This window comes from Faecalibacillus intestinalis, assembly GCF_015097455.1.
Lineage (GTDB): Bacteria > Bacillota_I > Bacilli_A > Erysipelotrichales > Coprobacillaceae > Faecalibacillus > Faecalibacillus intestinalis.
On record NZ_AP024085.1, the window covers coordinates 592,010 to 610,525 of the forward strand.

Genomic DNA, 18,516 nt, shown 5'->3' on the forward strand with positions numbered 1-18,516 from the left:
AGAAAAAGAGAAAGATAAAATAAGTATAAGAAATGAGACATTTGTGAGACAAACTTGAGACAAATATTAAGTACATACATGTTATAATCTACTTGTAATAAATCTAGATGACGTTACTTCAACTCAATAGAAAGTAGGTAATGTGTATGATACCCATCAATAAGGTAACCTCTGATAGTGCATGTCGGACATTCTTAAGTAATGATGTCAGTTTTGCATCTTTTATTAATGCAGTTGTATTTGAAGGAGAACAACTCATTCATCCTGAGAATCTTGTGCGTTATGAAAATGATACAGCTTTTATTATCAATGATTCAAAAAGAATAGAGGATAAAAAAAGAAGAAGAGATATTGTTGTTAAAAGTGATATTAATGGAATCTACTGTATACTAGGAGTAGAACATCAAAGTAGTGTTGATCAAGCAATGGTGGTTAGATGTGCCATCTATGAAATGTTGGAATATTTAAAACAGTTAGAAAATAAAGAGTATAAAAGATTAGTACCACAAATCATGGTTGCCTTTTATACAGGACCAAAGAAATGGAATGTACCAGTAAAACTCAGTGATTATTTTGAAATACCCGAAGAATTAAAGAAACACTTTAATGATTGGAAAATCATCTTAGTAGATGTTAAAGAAATGGATACAAGTAAGATCAAAGATGAACAAACACGCTATTTTATAGAAGCCATTCAAGCAATGTATAAGGGAGACTATATAAAATTACATCAAAAAAGAAAGATGAATACCAATAATCTGATTTATGCAGCGATAATTACAGGAAGTTTGGATATGATTAAAGATATTGTAGAAGGAGATGAGATGGATATGTGTGAAGGAATGGAAAGAATGGCAGAAGGATTTAGAAAAGAAGGAGAAGCGCGAGGAGAGTTGAAAGAAAAACAAAATATGTTAAATGAATTACTTAAAGTAAAATTAGGAAGTCTTTCAAGTAATTTAGAAAAACAACTTTCAAATACATCAATTGAAAAACTTAATGTATTAACACGTCATATTTTTAATGTTAATAATGAAGAAGATGTTTTAAAGTTAATTAACTGAATAATAACTTATTATATGAAAAGGATAAACATATCTTAAATACGATGTTTATCCTTTTCTATCTATTTTATGTATTTCATCTATTAAATCTTGAATTTCTTTTGGATAAGTTTCTAGTACTTTTTTACCGAGTTCATAAATAAGATTATCTTTGTTTTTAGATGAACCAATATGATAAAAATCTTTGACTTCTTGACTACAAATTAAATTCTCTTGTCTTAATTGATTAATTAAACAAAGACCTTCAATAGATTTAACACGACTTAAAGCTACGTATAGTTGACCGTTATCAAATGAATAGGGGATTAAATTGACTTGATCATAAGTTTGTCCTTGACTTTTATGCATTGTAATAGCATAAGCAAGCTTTAAAGGTATTTGATAAAAAGCACCTACTTTTTCTTTAGATAGTTGATGATCTTCAATATCTCCATCTTTCTTTTTAGACAAAACATAATTTTCTATAGCCCATTCATGATATCCAAAAGTAACTAATGTTTTATTTGTATCAAGCATAACTGTTACACAATCATCTTCTAATTTATATACTTTTCCAAATGAACCATTTTGATATAAATCTTGTTCAGTATCATTAATTAGTACCATTACTCTAGCTCCTATTTTTAGATGAAGTTCATCTAAAGTAGGTTTATCAGAATTTTTAACATCTCCTACTATTCTAGAATGATAGACTTTAGCTTTATTGGGTAACTTAGAGAGTTTATCTTGATTGATTTGTTCTGCTTTTTTATTAGTAGCAGTTAAAATAATTCCATTTTCAAAAAGTTCTTTTTGACTATGAGTATTAAAATAACTTACACAAGAATAGTCACCTATTCTTGCTTTATTAAGTTCATGAACAAATTCAGGATCCTTTTGTCTAATAACTTCTTTTAATTCAACTGTTTGAAAATCTAAATCTTTCCAATTTGTAGATTCAAAAGCGTAGCCTTTATGATAATGTTCATATATTTTTTCTAAAACTTCACGATCATTATCAGTAGTAACTGGAGGAAGTTGAAAGAAATCACCAACGACAACTATTTGTTTACGAGATAAAGATTTTTCTTCTGCCTTAGTAATTGTTCTTACAACAAAATCAAAAAGATCAACACGACACATACTGATTTCATCTATAATGATAATATCGCTTTCTTGTACAACTTGAGGTACTTTTTGGATATGTTTAATAACTTGTGGCTCAGGGGATACTTGAAAACATCTATGAATAGTTACACCTTGGATATTAATAGCAGCAATACCTGTAGGAGCACAGACAATTACTTTTTTATTTTGTTTTTCCATTTCACTGATAAATAATTTTAAAACAAATGATTTACCTGTTCCTGCATCACCGGTTAAAAAGATATTTTTACCTGATATTAATTGGTTATAGGCATTATATTGATCTTTACTAAGTGATGGTTTATCTGTTTTTTGAGTATTTTCATTTAAATAGTTCCAAGCTTCTTCTTTAGAAGTAAAACTTTTAAATTGCGCATTTTTAAACTGATTTACTTCATTTTGACATTCTTCCCAAGTATTATAAATACCAGGATGTCTTCCTTTTTTTACAGCATAATATTTCATGATATCACTCCTTGTTTCTATTATGACATATTTATAGCTTTTTGTAATGGAATAAAAATGATATAAAACTTGTGAAATGTTACACATAGCCTTATGTGTAACTTGTTTTTATTTTCACATGATACTAAAATATGTGTAGTTAGAAAAGAGGAGATTTAATTATGGCAAACAGATTTGTATTAAATGAAACAAGTTATCATGGAAAAGGAGCAATTGAATCAATTCCTGAAGAAGCAAAAGCAAGAGGATTCAAAAAAGCTTTAGTATGTTCAGATCCAGACTTAGTAAAATTTGGAGTAACAGCAAAAGTTACTGATTTATTAGATAAAGCAGGATTAGCTTATGAACTATATTCTAATATCAAACCGAATCCAACAATTGAAAATGTTCAACAAGGTGTTAAAGCATTACATGATGCTGGAGCAGATTATATGATTGCTATTGGTGGTGGTTCATCAATGGATACAGCAAAAGCAGTAGGTATTATTGATAAAAACCCTGAATTTGCTGATGTAAGAAGCTTAGAAGGTGTTGCACCAACTAAAAATCCTTGTACACCAATCTTTGCAGTTCCTACAACAGCTGGTACTGCTGCTGAAGTAACAATCAACTATGTAATCACAGATGTTGAAAAAGATCGTAAAATGGTATGTGTAGATGTACATGATATTCCAGTTGTAGCTTTCGTTGACCCAGATATGATGTCATCAATGCCAAAAGGATTAACTGCTGCTACAGGCATGGATGCCTTAACTCATGCTATCGAAGGTTATATTACTAAAGGTGCTTGGGAAATGTCAGATATGTTCCATATCAAAGCTATTGAAATTATTTCTAAATCATTAAGAGGTGCAGTAGAAAATACTCCTGAAGGTAGAGAAGGTATGGCTTTAGGTCAATATGTTGCAGGTATGGGATTCTCTAACGTAGGTTTAGGATTAGTTCACTCAATGGCTCATCCACTTGGAGCTTTATATGATACACCTCATGGTGTTGCTAATGCTATCATCTTACCAACAGTTATGGAATATAATGCACCATATACTGGTGAAAAATATAAAGACATTGCAGAAGCAATGGGTGTAGATACTACTGGTATGTCTCAAGAAGAATATCGTAAAGCAGCTGTAGATGCAGTTAAACAATTATCTAAAGATGTTGGTATTCCAGCTGACTTAAAAGAAATCGTTAAAGAAGAAGATTTACAATTCTTAAGTGAATCTGCTTTAGCTGATGCTTGCTGTCCAGGTAACCCAAGAGATACAAGTGTAGAAGAAATCAAAGAATTATATAAATCTTTATTATAATAATAAGACAGTCCTCAATGAGGGCTGTTTTTTTGTTTTAAAATGTAAAAAAAAAGAGAATTTTGTTATTAATTTCACAATAAAGTTGACTTTTTATGCGGTTTCAATATAATTTTTTTATATGTTAAAAAGGGGAAATTCGATGGAAACAAATAAAAAATCAAGTTTTTCAGGCCGTTTAGGATATGTTATGGCGGCTGCTGGCTCAGCTGTTGGATTAGGAAACATTTGGCGTTTTCCATATCTTGCGGCTAAATATGGTGGAGGTACTTTTTTATTTACTTACATTATTTTAGCGTTTACAGTTGGTTTTGCTTTACTTGTAAGTGAAACAGCATTAGGAAGAAAGACCGGAAACAATCCAATCAAAGCATATAAAATCTTAGGAGCAAAAAAATTAAAGATTGGTGGTTGGTTGAATTCAATTATTCCAATGTTGATAATTCCTTATTACTGTGTTGTTGGTGGTTGGGTATGTAAATACTTATTTGAATATTTAAGAGGATCAAGTCAAATCTTGACACAAGATACCTATTTTTCAAATTTTATTGCTAATCCAATTAGTCCAGCTTTTTGGTTAGTTGTTTTTGCAGTATTAACTTTTATTGTGGTTATTAAAGGGGTAGAAAAAGGAATAGAAAAGGTAAGTAAGATTTTAATGCCTATTTTAGTAGTAATAGCTATTTTTATTTCAATCTATGGTTTAATGACACCAGGAGCAATTGAAGGTTTGAAGTATTATATTATTCCTGATTTTTCAAGGTTTAGTATTATGACAGTTATTTCAGCAATGGGACAAATGTTTTATTCTTTATCAATTGGAATGGGTATTTTATTTACATATGGTTCTTATATGAAAAAAGATGTTGATATGGAAAAAGCAATTTCTCAAGTAGAAATTATGGACACTTTAATTGCTTTTTTAGCGGGGTTAATGATTATTCCTGCAGTCTTTGCATTTTCAGGAAAAGATAGTTTAAATGCTGGAGCGTCTTTAATGTTTATTACAATGCCTAAAGTTTTTAATTCATTAAAATTAGGTGGATTTATAGGTGGGGTATTCTTTTTACTTGTCTTATTTGCTGCTTTAACTTCAGCTATTTCTTTAATGGAATGTTCTTGTGCAACATTGATGGAACAATTCCATATTTCTAGAAAAAAAGCAGCTTTAGCAATGATTATTGAAATGTTAGCTTTAGGAATTCCTATTTCACTTGGCTATGGTGTTTTAGGATGGATTCAACCATTAGGAATGACTTTATTAGATTTCTTTGATTTTGTCACAAATTCATGTATGATGCCAATTTCAGCGTTATGTACAGTTTTATTAATTATTTTTGTAACAAAATTAAAAACAATTTCAAATGAAATTAAAATATCATCTGCTTTTAAAAGAGAAAAAGTCTATAATATTGTGATGAAATATATTTGTATTCCAACATTATTAATTATTTTATTAAGTTATATTTTATCAACATTTGGAATTATTACGTTATAAAAAAGCTTTTTTAAGCTTTTTTCTTTTTGGACATAAAAAAGACATTTTTTATGTATATAATATATTAGAAATAAAATGAGCTTTTGTATTTGTCAAATAAAACATTTGTGCTATAATTTATTTGTTTAATTATGCCTAAGTGTAAAGGAGGATGTCTTTATGGACAAAATAAGTGAAAAGATAAAAGCAGCCCGCATTGCCAAAGGCGTTACAATAGAGGAAGTCGCAGAAGCAACATTGTTATCTGTTAATATCATTAAAGATATAGAAGACGGTGCTTTTGAACGATTTGTTGGAGACGAGCTATATGTAAAAATGTATCTTAAAAAAATAGCAAGATACTTAGAAATAGATGAGACGATTGCTGATGATTATTATGCAATTACGAGAGAAATTAAAAAGGCTGATTTAAAAGATTTAGAAAATAAAAAAGAAGATATAGGATCTGTTACTTTTGTAGATAAAGTAAAAAATATTCAACCAACTAAAAAACAACCGACAAGAAAGGGAGTTTATGAAGATCACTATATCTTAAGATATATTAAATATGCAATTGTCATTATTATTGTCATTGCTATTATTATTGTACTTGGATATTCATTTGTCTTTACGAAATCAAATGATTCATCATTTAAAAATAGTAATACATCTAAAACAGAAACAAGTGAAACTTTAAAGAAGAAAACAACAGAAACAGATAAAAAGAAAACAACAAAATCTGATACAACAAAAAAAGATGAACAAACATCTACTGAAATAACTTTTACTAAAAATGCAGATGGTGATTATAGTTTTAAATTACCTGATGGATATGATCAAGAAACTTTTAAATTAAAAGTAGATTTTACTTTTGCGACAAGAGTTGATTTACATGTCAATGGAGATCCAAACAGTTATCAAACAGATACATTTAAACGAGGAGTTTATAGCGGTAGTCTTGCTCCTTCAATGTCTGATGCTTTAAAAGATGATTCTGCATGTGAAAGCGTTGAGTTAGAATTTAATGTAAATGATTTCCAATATTTGGAATTTTCATATAGTTGGAACATAGGACATCGTTATTATATTAATGATCAAAAACTCCCACTAGAGGAAAGTGATCATAATAACACAATTAAAACATTTAAATTAACGATGGTTAAATAATGAATTTACCTAATAAATTAACGATTACAAGAATAATCCTTGTTCCAATTCTTATTCTTATTTATATGTTTCCTTATGCAACGTTTGGAATCAATGTACCTATGTATCATATTTTGAATGCTGATATTTCACTTGTTAATATTGTTATCTTTATTATTTTTGCAGTTGCTTCGTTAACTGATTATTTTGATGGACAAATTGCAAGAAAATCTAAATTAATTACGACTTTTGGTAAATTTGCTGATCCGATTGCAGATAAACTATTAATTAATACGATTTTTCTTCTACTAGCAAGTGATGGGACAATTTCTATCATTATTCCTATTATTATGATTTCTAGGGATACGATCGTAGATGCCATTCGTTTGGTGGCTGCCAATAAACAAGTTGTTATTGCAGCAAAATATTTAGGAAAATTAAAAACTGTGACACAAATGATCAGTGTGATATTCTTATTATTAAATGATTTTCCTTTTTCAATCATTCATTTACCAATTGGTCAAATAAGTGTATGGATTGCTTGCGTGATTTCAATAGTAAGTGGTATTGATTATTTTATGGATAGTAAAGATATGTTAACGGAGTCAATGTAATGAATGAACTTGCTGAATTATTAATAAAAAATAATATTTCTATTGGAACTGTAGAAAGTTTTACAGTAGGAAATTTTGCGACAATGCTAGGAAATATTCCTGGCATTTCTAAGGTTTATAAGGGTTCTTTAGTCACTTATCAAAGTGAAACGAAAGAAAGGCTTTTAGGAATTGAACATCCATTGATTGAAAAGTACGGTGTTGTTTCTAAAGAAATTGCTACTTTAATGTGTGTTAATGGTAAAAGTATTTTAGATGTTGATCTATGTATTTCTTTTACAGGAAATGCTGGACCGGATGCAATGGAAGGAAAACCAGTAGGAGAAGTCTATATTGGTATTGCTTATGAAGATGTTGTTGTTTATAAATTGAATTTAGAAGGTAGTCGAAAAGAGATTGCTTTAAAGGCAATAGATTTTGCTCAAAAGAAAATAATTGAAAAAATTTTAAAAAAATAAAAGAAAAAATGAAAAATAAAGCATATATAGGAATAGGAGGTATTATTTATGGCTGGAAAAAAAGAAGTAGAAACAAAAGATGCTAAAAAAGCACAAGCATTGAATGATGCAATCAAACAAATTGAAAAGCAATTTGGAAAAGGTTCTGTTATGAAGCTTGGAGATCGTGCAGCTGTTGATGTGGCTGTTATTCCAACAGGTTCTTTAACACTTGACATGGCTTTAGGAATAGGTGGTTATCCTAAAGGAAGAATTATTGAAATTTATGGTCCAGAATCAAGTGGTAAAACAACGCTTACATTGCATGCAATTGCTGAAGTACAAAAACAAGGTGGTACAGCTGCATTTATTGATGCCGAACATGCCATTGATCCTGTTTATGCTAAAAATCTAGGAGTTAATATTGATGAATTGATTCTTTCGCAACCAGATAGTGGTGAACAAGGTTTAGAAATTGCTGAAACACTCGTACGTTCTGGAGCTATTGACTTAGTAGTTGTTGACTCTGTTGCTGCACTTGTTCCTCAAGTGGAATTAGATGGCGAAATGGCTGATCAACAAATGGGATTACAAGCAAGATTGATGTCTAAAGCTTTACGTAAACTTTCAGGGGTTATGAATAAAACAGATTGTACAATTATTTTCATTAACCAATTACGTGAAAAAATTGGAGTTATGTTTGGAAATCCAGAAACGACTACTGGAGGAAGAGCTTTAAAATTCTATTCTTCTGTGCGAGTAGAAATCAGAAGAAGTGAAGCAATTAAAAATGGTACGGAAATTGTTGGGAATAAAGTCAATATCAAAGTTGTTAAAAATAAAGTGGCACCACCATTTAAATCAACACAAGTTGATATTATTTATGGTAAAGGTATTTCAAGAGATGGTGAAGTCTTGGATTTAGCAGTTGATAAAGATATTGTTGATAAATCCGGTGCTTGGTATGCTTATAAGGGTGAAAAGATTGGACAAGGACGCGAAAATGCAAAACGATATCTTGTTGAACATCCTGATATAATGAATGAAATTACGGAAGCAATTAAAGCTTCATTAATGCCTGTAGAAGAAGAGGAATTGTAAAAATTCCTCTTTTTAACTTGTTATTGTCAAAATAAGCAATTTGACATATAATATACTTGTGCGCAAAACACGTTTAATAAACATAGTAAAGACTATGTAAATATTAATTATTATAACCGAAACAACCGGTGAATGATTGAATAATCAATCATAAAAAATGTGCATAGAGAAAATGGAGGGTGGAATATGCCAGGTTTAAATATTGCCACTATTTTATCCTATGTTCTAGCTGTCGCTGTTGGGGTTCTTATTTATTTTGTATATGCAAAACTAAATATTTCAAAAGCTAATGTAAGTGCTCAAAAGATTATTGATGATGCAACGAGTAAAGCTGATAATCTAGTTAAAGAAGCTATTTTAGATGCTAAAACTCAAGCTTATGAATTAAAATTAGAAGCAGAAAAAGAAATTAAAGAACAAAAACAAGAAATTACTGAACTTGAAAATAATCTTTCAGAACGTGAAAAAGGTATTGAACGAAGAGATATTGCTGTTCAAGGTAAAGAAGACGTTCTTGAACAAAGAATTAAACAATTAGATATTAAAGAAGCTGGAATAGATAAATTAGAGGCTGAATTAAAAGATAAAATTGATTCTAAAGTTGTTGAATTAGAAAAAGTTGCCGCTATGTCAGCAAGAGAAGCTAAGGAAGAATTGTTCAAACAAGTTGAACAACAAATTTCATTAGAAATGTCTGCTTACATAAAGGAACAAGAAGAAGAAGCTAAAAGCAAAGCTGCTGATATGTCTAGAGACATTATTGCCAATGCAATTAATCGATATGCTCAAGAGGAAGTTACTGAAAGAACAGTAACTGTTGTTGATCTTCCAAGTGAAGAAATGAAAGGGCGTATTATTGGACGTGAAGGTCGTAATATTAAAGCAATCGAACAAGCAACAGGTGCAGATTTAATTATTGATGATACACCTGAAGCAATTACGATTTCTTGCTTTGATCCAGTAAGAAGAGAAGTTGCTCGTTTATCGTTAGAAACTTTAATTAGAGATGGACGTATTCAACCAGGAAGAATCGAAGAAGTTGTTGATAAAACAAGAAAAGAATTAGATGAAGTTATTCGTAAAACTGGAGAAAATGCAATTTTTGAATTAGGTATTTCTCGTATTGATAAAGAAATTGTTAAACAAATTGGTAAATTAAAATATCGTACAAGCTATGGTCAAAATGCGCTTCAACATTCATTAGAAGTTGCACATTTAGCAGGAATTATGGCTGCTGAATTAGGATTAAATCAACAATTAGCTAAACGTGCAGGTCTATTACATGATATTGGTAAAGCAATGGATCATGAAATGGAAGGAAGCCATGTTGAATTAGGTGCAAAATTCGCGAAAAAACATGGAGAACATTCAACTGTTATTAATGCAATTGCTTCACATCATGGGGATGTACCAGCAACAAGTGTTATTTCTATTTTAGTAGCTGCTGCTGATACATTATCAGCTGCTAGACCAGGAAGTCGAAGTGAAACAATTGAAAATTATATTCAAAGACTTGAAAAACTTGAAGAAATGGCTAAAAGCTTTGATGGTGTCGATCGTGTCTATGCAATTCAAGCAGGACGTGAAATTCGTATCGTTGTAAAACCTGATAAAGTGGATGATCTAGCAAGTCATAAGATTGCACGTGATATTAAGACAAAGATTGAAGAAGAATTAACTTATCCAGGACATATTAAAGTTACTGTTATAAGAGAAATTCGTGCGAGTGAAATTGCAAAATAAAAGGGAAATCAATTCCCTTTTTTTTTATATATGTTAAAATATCTTTACGAAATGAGGAAAGAAAATGAAAGTTTTATTTATAGGAGATATCGTTGGAAATGTAGGACGACAAATGATAGAAGATTATCTATATCGTATTCGAAAAGATTATCAAATTGATTTTGTAATCGCAAATGTTGAAAATGCGACACATGGTAAAGGATTAAATAGAAAACATTATGATTTCTTTACTTTTGAAGGTGTTGATTGTATGACAATGGGGAATCATACTTTTGATAAAAAAGAACTTCTTGATTTTATTGATGAAGCTGATCGCCTTGTTGTTCCTTTCAATCAACCAAGTATTTTACCAGGAGTCCATACAAGAGTATTTAATGTTAAAGGTACAAAAATAAGAGTAACCAATGCACTTGGATGTGTCTTTATGGATAACCGTTATTCGAATCCTTTTGATCATATTGAGGATTATCTAAACCTTGAACAAGATATTCATATCATTGATATTCATGCAGAAGCAACCAGTGAAAAAATAGGTTTAGCTTATTATTGTAAAGATAAAGTACAAGCGGTCTTAGGAACACATACACATGTACAAACAGCAGACGAAAGAATTATTGATAAAAAAGTAGCATTTATTTCTGATGCAGGAATGACGGGTCCTTATTTAAGTTCTTTAGGATGTGATTTAGATAGTGTCATTACACGTATGAGAGGTCTAAGTTCAAAGTTTTTAATTTCTGAAAATTCAGGACAGTTTGCTGGAGTTGTTATTGAATTTAATGACAAACACCAACCTATCTCTATTGAAAGAGTTTTAATCAATGATGATCATCCATATCGAGCATCTTAGGATGCTTTTTTTGTTATTTTTTTAATGATAATTCATATAGTGAATTAGGAGGCAAAAATATGGAAATAATTAAAGTATCTTCAACATCTGTTCCTAATCACGTTGCAGGAGCAATAGCATCATTAATGAGGGAACAAGATAAACTTATGATTCAAACAATTGGTGCAGCAGCACTTAATCAAGCAATTAAATCCATTGCTATTGCTAGAGGATATATTATACCGACAGGTAAAGAGCTTATCTGTATTCCTTCTTTTCATGATTTAATGGTCGATGATAAAAGGATTACTGCCTTAAGACTTGTAATAGAATTACGTTAATTTTTAGTGAAAAGGGTTTCTTTTTTTAAAAATTCATTGTATAATACTGACATGTAAATGGAGGTTTTTTAAAATGGCAAAATGTAAATTATTAATGCAAACAGGACAAGTTCAAAAAATTATTGATTTCTTTGATGGATATTCAGATGATAAAGTATCATGTAAATATGTTAAAAAAGTAGGAATCAAAGCTGAATTTGAATGTGAAACTGAATTATCACCAGAAGAAGCTGCAGGTCATTGTAAAGGAGTATTTAAAGGAACTCCAGAAGGTAAAGTATTATACTTCTCAATTCAACCAGACGGATTCTTTGGATAAGATAAAAATGATAAGGACTGATAAGTCCTTATTTTTTTCTAGCCAAAAGATAACTTTATGTATATAATAGGAAAGAAATGTGGTGAAAAAATGAAAGATTATAGTGAATATTTTAAAGGGCCAAATTTAAAAGAGGCTCAAAAAAGAAGTAGAAAACAAGTTGATCATTTAAAAGATGCTTTTGAAATACCTAGTGATATGGTAAGTGTAGGTAAAGGAAAAACTTATTATATTCATACTTATGGTTGTCAAGCGAATGAACGTGATGGTGAAACATTAGCAGGTATTTTTGAAATGATGGGATATACAGCTGCTAAAGAAATCGAAGAAGCAGATGTCATTTTATTAAATACTTGTGCTATTAGAGAAAATGCAGAAGAAAAAGTATTTGGGAAAGTAGGTTATGTTAAAAACTTAAAGAAGAAAAACCCAAATCTTATTTTTGGTTTATGCGGTTGTATGGCGCAAGAAGAAGTTGTTATTAAAAGAATATTAGAAAAACACCCACATATAGATTTAATCTTTGGAACACATAATATTCATCGTTTACCAACTTTATTAAAAGAAGCAATGTTTAGTAAGGAAATGGTTGTAGAAGTATGGTCTAAAGAAGGGGATGTTATTGAAAATACGCCTGTTACACGTGCTAATGGTCATAAAGCATGGGTCAATATTATGTATGGATGTAATAAATTCTGTACGTATTGTATTGTTCCTTATACAAGAGGAAAAGAACGTTCTCGTTTAATGAATGATATTATTGAAGAAGTTAAAGGATTAAAAGCAGATGGGTATCAAGAAATCACTTTACTTGGACAAAATGTCAATAGTTATGGAAAAGATTTAGAAGAAGACTATGATTTTGCGACTCTTTTAGAGGAAGTTGCTAAAACGGGAATTGCACGTATTCGTTTTACAACAAGTCATCCATGGGACTTCTCTAGAGAAATGATTGAAATCATTAATCAATATGATAACATCATGCCTTATATCCATTTACCAGTACAATCAGGAAATACAGAAATCTTGAAATTAATGGGTAGAAGATATACAAGAGAACAATATTTAGAACTTTTCCGCATGATTAAAGAAGTGATGCCAGATTGTTCAATTACAACAGATATTATTGTTGGTTTCCCAAATGAAACAGAAGAACAATTCCAAGATACACTTTCTTTATATGAAGAATGTGAATACGATTTAGCCTATACATTTATCTATTCTCCTCGTGAAGGAACACCTGCTGCTAAAATGCAAGACAATGTGCCATTTGAACAAAAACAAGACCGTTTAGAAAGATTAAATGAAGTTGTTAAAGAAAAAGCTTTAAAACAAAATCAACGTTTCTTAAATCAAGTTGTGGATGTTTTAGTAGATGGTCCATCTAAACGTGATGAAACAATGATGACAGGATATACGGCACATCAAAAATTGATCAACTTCAAAGGGCGTAAAGAAGATATTGGTAAAATTGTGCCTGTAAAAGTCACAGAAGTAAAAACTTGGGCTTTAAAAGGTGAACAAGTTGACTAGAATTGAAGAGCTTGCTAGAAAATTAAATCAAGAAATTTTAGCTTTAGAAGTTGTTCAAGAATATCAAAAGTATGAAAAACTTGTTTTAAATGATGAAAAACTTAAACAATTAGAAAAAGAATTAAAAGTATTACAAAAAAAGATTGTCAATCAAAAAGCAAAACAGGATGATCGAGTTACAAAAACAATTCAAGAATATCAAGAAAAAAAAGCATATTATGAAAATCATCCAGTAGTTGTTAATTATTTATATTTACAAAATGAAGTGAATGAAATTTTACAAACAATCAATCAACAAATGAATAATGCTTTAAAGTAGGGAAACCTACTTTTTCTTTTTATTATTGACTTATTTAAATTTGGGGATTATAATTTTTCAAAAATATAGAAAGAATAAGGAGATAAAAAAATGGCATTTTACTTTGAAGAACCATCGCGTACTTTTAATGAATATTTATTAGTTCCAGGATACTCATCAGCTGAGTGTCGTGCTGAAAACGTAAGTTTAAAAACACCATTAGTTAAATTTAAAAAAGGTGAAGAACCTGCATTATCACTAAATGTTCCATTAGTTTCAGCAATTATGCAAGCTGTATCTGATGATAATATGGCAATTGCCTTAGCTAAAGAAGGTGGAGTTTCATTTATTTATGGATCTCAATCAATCGAAAGCCAAGCAGCTATGGTAAGACGTGTTAAAAATTATAAAGCTGGATTCGTTCCAAGTGATTCAAACTTATCACCTGAATCAACTTTAAAAGATGTTTTAGATTTAAAAGAAAAAACTGGACATTCAACAATGGCAGTTACAGCGGATGGAACTGCTAACGGTAAATTATTAGGAGTTGTTACTGGAAGAGATTATCGTATTTCTCGTTTATCAATGGATACAAAAGTTGAAACTTTTATGACACCATATGATAAATTAATTTGTGCAGATTTAGGAACATCTCTTAAAGAATGTAATGATATGATTTGGGATAACAAATTAAATGCATTACCTGTAGTAGATGCTGAACAAAGATTACATTATTTCGTATTTAGAAAAGACTATGAAAATAGAAAAAATAATCCAAATGAATTATTAGATGAAAATAAACGTTACATTGTTGGTGCTGGAATCAACACACGTGACTATGCTACACGTGTTCCTGCATTAGTAGAAGCTGGTGCTGATGTTTTATGTATCGATTCATCTGAAGGATTCTCAGAATGGCAAAAATTAACAATCGATTGGATTAGAGAAAATTATGGTGATACTGTTAAAGTAGGTGCCGGTAACGTTGTTGATGCAGAAGGATTTAGATTCTTAGCTGAATGTGGTGCTGATTTCGTTAAAATTGGTATCGGTGGAGGATCAATTTGTATCACTCGTGAACAAAAAGGTATTGGTCGTGGACAAGCTACAGCAACAATCGAAGTAGCTAAAGCAAGAGATGAATACTTTAAAGAAACAGGAATTTATGTACCAATTTGTTCAGATGGTGGTATCGTTCATGATTATCATATGACATTAGCCTTAGCGATGGGTTCTGATTTTATTATGCTAGGTAGATATTTCTCAAGATTTGATGAATCTCCTACAAATAAAGTTCAAATTAATGGACAATATATGAAAGAATATTGGGGAGAAGGTTCTGCTCGTGCTCGTAACTGGCAACGTTATGATATGGGGGGAGATGCTAAACTTTCTTTTGAAGAAGGTGTAGATTCTTATGTACCATATGCTGGAAGTTTAAAAGATAACGTTGGTTTATCATTATCAAAAATTAAACATACAATGTGTAACTGTGGTGCTTTAACAATTCCTGAATTACAACAAAAAGCTAAAATTACTTTAGTATCAGCTACTTCAATTGTTGAAGGTGGCGCACATGATGTTGTGTTAAAAGACTCTAAAGAACAAAAATAAGACTTCGTTGAAGTCTTTTTTTTATTTTTAGACATATTGTTATATGGGGTGACAAAATGGCTGGTAAAGTGTATGAAATCATGACCAAGGCAACTTTATCAAAAGGAACGAAAAAAACGATTTCTAAATATGATTATGTTGTTAATGAGATTGATAAAATACTAGGATGTTGGATTTGTAATCATCAATATCAAGGAATCATTAGGGAGCATCAACCATTTATAGAAGGAAGTTTTGATTTGCATATTTGGTATAGTCATTTAAATGAAAGTTATTTATTAAAACAACAAGTGCATTACCAAGATGCTATTGATTTAAATATGAAAGATCATCAACTCAGTCAAAATGATCAAATCATTGTTGAAAGTCAATACTTACCTCGATGTATCCATGCAACCTTAGAAAATAAAACAATGCACATCGAAATAGAAAAACAAATGTCTTTAAAAATCATTGGTGATACAACAATTCTTGTAGAAAGTAAAACAAATGATGAAGAACTTGAAATGAAAATTAATCCCGATTTCATAACATAGAAAGATGTTTCTTTCTATGTTATAATAATCAACGAATTAGAATGAGGTGTAAAAATGAAACAAAAATACAGTCCAATGATGATGCAATATTTAGGTATCAAGGAACAAAATAAAGATGCTATTGTGATGTTTAGATTAGGGGATTTCTATGAAATGTTCTTTGATGATGCGATGATTGTCTCTAAAGAACTAGAACTTGCTTTAACAGGGAAAAATGCCGGCGCTAAAGAAAGAGTTCCAATGTGTGGGGTTCCTTTTCATAGTGCGAGTGGATATATTCAAAAATTAGTAGATAATGGACATAAAGTCGCGATTGTTGAACAATTAACAGATCCTGGAAAAAAAGGTATTGTTGAACGTGGTGTTGTTCAAATTGTCACACCAGGTACTATTTTTGATGAATCGATGACAAAGAATAAAAATAATTATATCGCATGTATGATGATTTTTGATTTTGTTTATACGCTTGCTTTTTGTGATATTACAACAGGTGAATTTCAAGTCGTCAATATTGATAAAAAGGATCATCTTTTAAATAATCAATTAGCTTCGATGGAAGTTAAAGAAATTGTTGTTAAAAGTGATTGTACATATAACTTTAATGATTCAATTATGGTATCTCATTATGATAATGAAACATTTAATGAAAAATATCGAGATATTTTTCATAATATAAAAGATTTAAAAGAAATCAAAGTATCTACTTTATTATTAAATTATTTAATTGAAACACAAAAAAGAGACTTAGAACATCTTCAAATGATTGAAGAAATCAATAATCAAGATTTTATGACAATGGATCTTTATACTAAAAAATCATTAGAATTAACTGAAAATTCTAAAGATCATGAAAAATATGGTTCCTTATTTTGGCTATTAGATATGACAAAATCAGCAATGGGAGCAAGACTTTTAAAAAATTATATTGATCGACCACTTTTAAAAAAAGAAGCCATTGAAAAAAGATTAGATATTGTTGAAATCTTTACTCAACAATTTATTCAAAGAGAAAGTATTAAAGAAATATTAAAAGAAATCTATGACTTAGAAAGACTATCAAGTCGTATTGCTTTTGGAAACATTAATGCAAGAGATTTAAAATGGATTTCTTCTTCTTTAAAAGTCTTACCAGAATTAAAACAACAACTTTATTCATTCAATGAGCCTTTAACAGATCAATTAGCCAATCAAATCATTGATCTATCACATATTACAAAACTCATTGATGATGCTATTATTGATAATCCTCCTCTTACGATTAAAGAAGGAAATATTATCAAAGATCATTTTAATGAAGAATTAGATGAATTACGTTATTTAAGAGATCATGGAAAACAATGGTTAGTTGATTTTGAACAAAAAGAAAGAGAAAAAACAGGTATTAAAAACTTAAAAGTTGGGTATAATCGTGTCTTTGGTTATTATATTGAAGTTACAAAAGGAAGTTTAGATCTTGTTAAAGATGAATTCGAATATACAAGAAAACAAAGTTTATCGAATGCAGAAAGATTTATTACACCTGAATTAAAAGATATGGAAAGTAAGATTTTATCAGCACAAGATAAAATTCAAAAATTAGAATATGTTTTATTTACTCAAGTTAGAAATGAAATCAAAAAAGAAGTCCATTTGATTCAAGATGTTTCGAAAATTATCGCGCGTGTAGATGTTTATCAATCTCTTGCAATGTTAGCAAGTGAAAATAGTTATGTAAGACCTGTCTTTAATGATCAAAAAATCATGGATATTAAAGAAGGCAGACATGGTGTCATTGAAAAAGTCATGGGGCATGGTAAATATGTACCTAACGATGTTTCAATTGATGAAAATTCACCAGTTGTCTTAATTACAGGGCCAAATATGGGTGGTAAATCGACTTATATGAGACAAGTAGCTTTAATTGTTATTATGGCACAAATTGGTTCATTTGTTCCTGCTAAATATGCTAATTTAACGATTTTTGATCAAATCTTTACGCGTATTGGAGCAAGTGATGATTTAATTAGTGGTCAATCAACTTTCATGGTAGAAATGTTAGAAGCGAATAATGCTTTACGTTTTGCTAGTGAAAAATCATTGATTTTATTTGATGAAATTGGTCGAGGAACAGCAACTTTTGATGGAATGGCTATTGCCCAGGCAATGATTGAATATATTGCCAGTGAAATTCATTGTATGACATTATTTTCAACCCACTACCATGAACTTACATTTTTAGAAGATAAAGGTCTTGGAATTCAAAATGTTCATGCCAGTGCTAGAGTAGATAATGATCATTTAGTATTTGAATATTTAATTAAAAAAGGACGTTCTAATAAATCTTATGGGGTCAATGTGGCTAAACTTGCTAAATTACCAGATGAAGTAATCAATCGTGCTAATTTAGTATTAGAAACACTTGAAGAGAATAACGTAGAAGATCGTTTAATTGAAGAAAAACAAGTTCAAGTTATTGAAAAAGAAAGTGAAGTTGAAAAATATTTAAAGACAATTGATCCAATGGCTTTATCACCATTAGATGCTTTGTCAACTTTAATCGAATTAAAGAAATTAGTAAAGTAGAGGTG

17 protein-coding genes are annotated in these 18,516 nt (G+C 30.0%); 16 read left to right on the forward strand and 1 reads right to left on the reverse strand.

The genetic code is table 11. The features are described from left to right. Positions 1–146 precede the first annotated feature (146 nt). A complete protein-coding gene (locus Fi14EGH31_RS03175) occupies positions 147–1,064 on the forward strand; it encodes an Rpn family recombination-promoting nuclease/putative transposase (RefSeq protein WP_200765129.1) in 918 nt (305 codons plus the stop codon). 48 nt (positions 1,065–1,112) lie between these two features. Here the strand turns inward: Fi14EGH31_RS03175 and Fi14EGH31_RS03180 are convergent, their stop codons facing one another. Continuing rightward, the gene (locus Fi14EGH31_RS03180; protein ID WP_158560099.1) at positions 1,113–2,654 is read right to left on the reverse strand and encodes a ribonuclease H1 domain-containing protein; all 1,542 of its coding nucleotides are present in this window, start codon (positions 2,652–2,654) and stop codon (positions 1,113–1,115) included. Between the two features lie 161 nt (positions 2,655–2,815). On the opposite strand from Fi14EGH31_RS03180, the gene fucO reads away from it, so the two are divergent. From fucO to mutS, 15 genes are all read left to right on the forward strand, one after another. Next, positions 2,816–3,961: a lactaldehyde reductase gene (gene fucO, locus Fi14EGH31_RS03185; RefSeq protein ID WP_022000718.1), complete on the forward strand. Its 1,146-nt coding sequence runs from the start codon at positions 2,816–2,818 to the stop codon at positions 3,959–3,961. A 142-nt stretch (positions 3,962–4,103) separates the two neighbouring features. Next, positions 4,104–5,459: a sodium-dependent transporter gene (locus Fi14EGH31_RS03190; RefSeq protein WP_107030550.1), complete on the forward strand. Its 1,356-nt coding sequence runs from the start codon at positions 4,104–4,106 to the stop codon at positions 5,457–5,459. 159 nt (positions 5,460–5,618) lie between these two features. Next, positions 5,619–6,605 (forward strand): helix-turn-helix domain-containing protein, encoded by a 987-nt coding sequence (locus Fi14EGH31_RS03195; RefSeq protein WP_022000716.1) that lies wholly within the window; start codon positions 5,619–5,621, stop codon positions 6,603–6,605. Further along, the gene (gene pgsA / locus Fi14EGH31_RS03200) at positions 6,605–7,198 is read left to right on the forward strand and encodes a CDP-diacylglycerol--glycerol-3-phosphate 3-phosphatidyltransferase (protein WP_022000715.1); all 594 of its coding nucleotides are present in this window, start codon (positions 6,605–6,607) and stop codon (positions 7,196–7,198) included. The genes Fi14EGH31_RS03195 and pgsA overlap by 1 nt, the downstream gene beginning before the upstream one ends. Continuing rightward, a complete protein-coding gene (locus Fi14EGH31_RS03205) occupies positions 7,198–7,656 on the forward strand; it encodes a CinA family protein (protein WP_107030553.1) in 459 nt (152 codons plus the stop codon). The genes pgsA and Fi14EGH31_RS03205 overlap by 1 nt, the downstream gene beginning before the upstream one ends. 48 nt (positions 7,657–7,704) lie before the next feature. Then, positions 7,705–8,736 carry a recombinase RecA gene (gene recA, locus Fi14EGH31_RS03210; RefSeq protein WP_022000713.1) on the forward strand — a complete coding sequence of 344 codons (1,032 nt, stop codon included), beginning with the start codon at positions 7,705–7,707 and terminating at the stop codon, positions 8,734–8,736. A gap of 186 nt (positions 8,737–8,922) precedes the next feature. Then, complete coding sequence (gene rny, locus Fi14EGH31_RS03215; protein ID WP_022000712.1) at positions 8,923–10,479, forward strand: ribonuclease Y; 1,557 nt, start codon at positions 8,923–8,925, stop codon at positions 10,477–10,479. Between the two features lie 64 nt (positions 10,480–10,543). Further along, positions 10,544–11,329 (forward strand): TIGR00282 family metallophosphoesterase, encoded by a 786-nt coding sequence (locus Fi14EGH31_RS03220; protein WP_200765130.1) that lies wholly within the window; start codon positions 10,544–10,546, stop codon positions 11,327–11,329. Positions 11,330–11,388: 59 nt separating this feature from the next. Then, positions 11,389–11,649: a stage V sporulation protein S gene (locus Fi14EGH31_RS03225; protein WP_022000710.1), complete on the forward strand. Its 261-nt coding sequence runs from the start codon at positions 11,389–11,391 to the stop codon at positions 11,647–11,649. Between the two features lie 73 nt (positions 11,650–11,722). Beyond that, the gene (locus Fi14EGH31_RS03230; protein WP_022000709.1) at positions 11,723–11,968 is read left to right on the forward strand and encodes a hypothetical protein; all 246 of its coding nucleotides are present in this window, start codon (positions 11,723–11,725) and stop codon (positions 11,966–11,968) included. 90 nt (positions 11,969–12,058) lie between these two features. Next, complete coding sequence (gene miaB, locus Fi14EGH31_RS03235; protein ID WP_117788834.1) at positions 12,059–13,501, forward strand: tRNA (N6-isopentenyl adenosine(37)-C2)-methylthiotransferase MiaB; 1,443 nt, start codon at positions 12,059–12,061, stop codon at positions 13,499–13,501. Continuing rightward, entirely contained in the window at positions 13,485–13,820 is a 336-nt protein-coding gene (locus Fi14EGH31_RS03240) for a YlbF family regulator (RefSeq protein WP_117814145.1), read from the forward strand. The genes miaB and Fi14EGH31_RS03240 overlap by 17 nt, the downstream gene beginning before the upstream one ends. Before the next feature lie 90 nt (positions 13,821–13,910). Then, the gene (locus Fi14EGH31_RS03245) at positions 13,911–15,413 is read left to right on the forward strand and encodes an IMP dehydrogenase (protein WP_022000706.1); all 1,503 of its coding nucleotides are present in this window, start codon (positions 13,911–13,913) and stop codon (positions 15,411–15,413) included. Between the two features lie 56 nt (positions 15,414–15,469). Then, positions 15,470–15,949, forward strand: coding sequence for an outer spore coat protein CotE (gene cotE / locus Fi14EGH31_RS03250; protein ID WP_022000705.1), 480 nt, complete (start codon positions 15,470–15,472; stop codon positions 15,947–15,949). 54 nt (positions 15,950–16,003) lie between these two features. Further along, entirely contained in the window at positions 16,004–18,511 is a 2,508-nt protein-coding gene (gene mutS / locus Fi14EGH31_RS03255) for a DNA mismatch repair protein MutS (protein WP_200765131.1), read from the forward strand. Positions 18,512–18,516 lie beyond the last annotated feature (5 nt).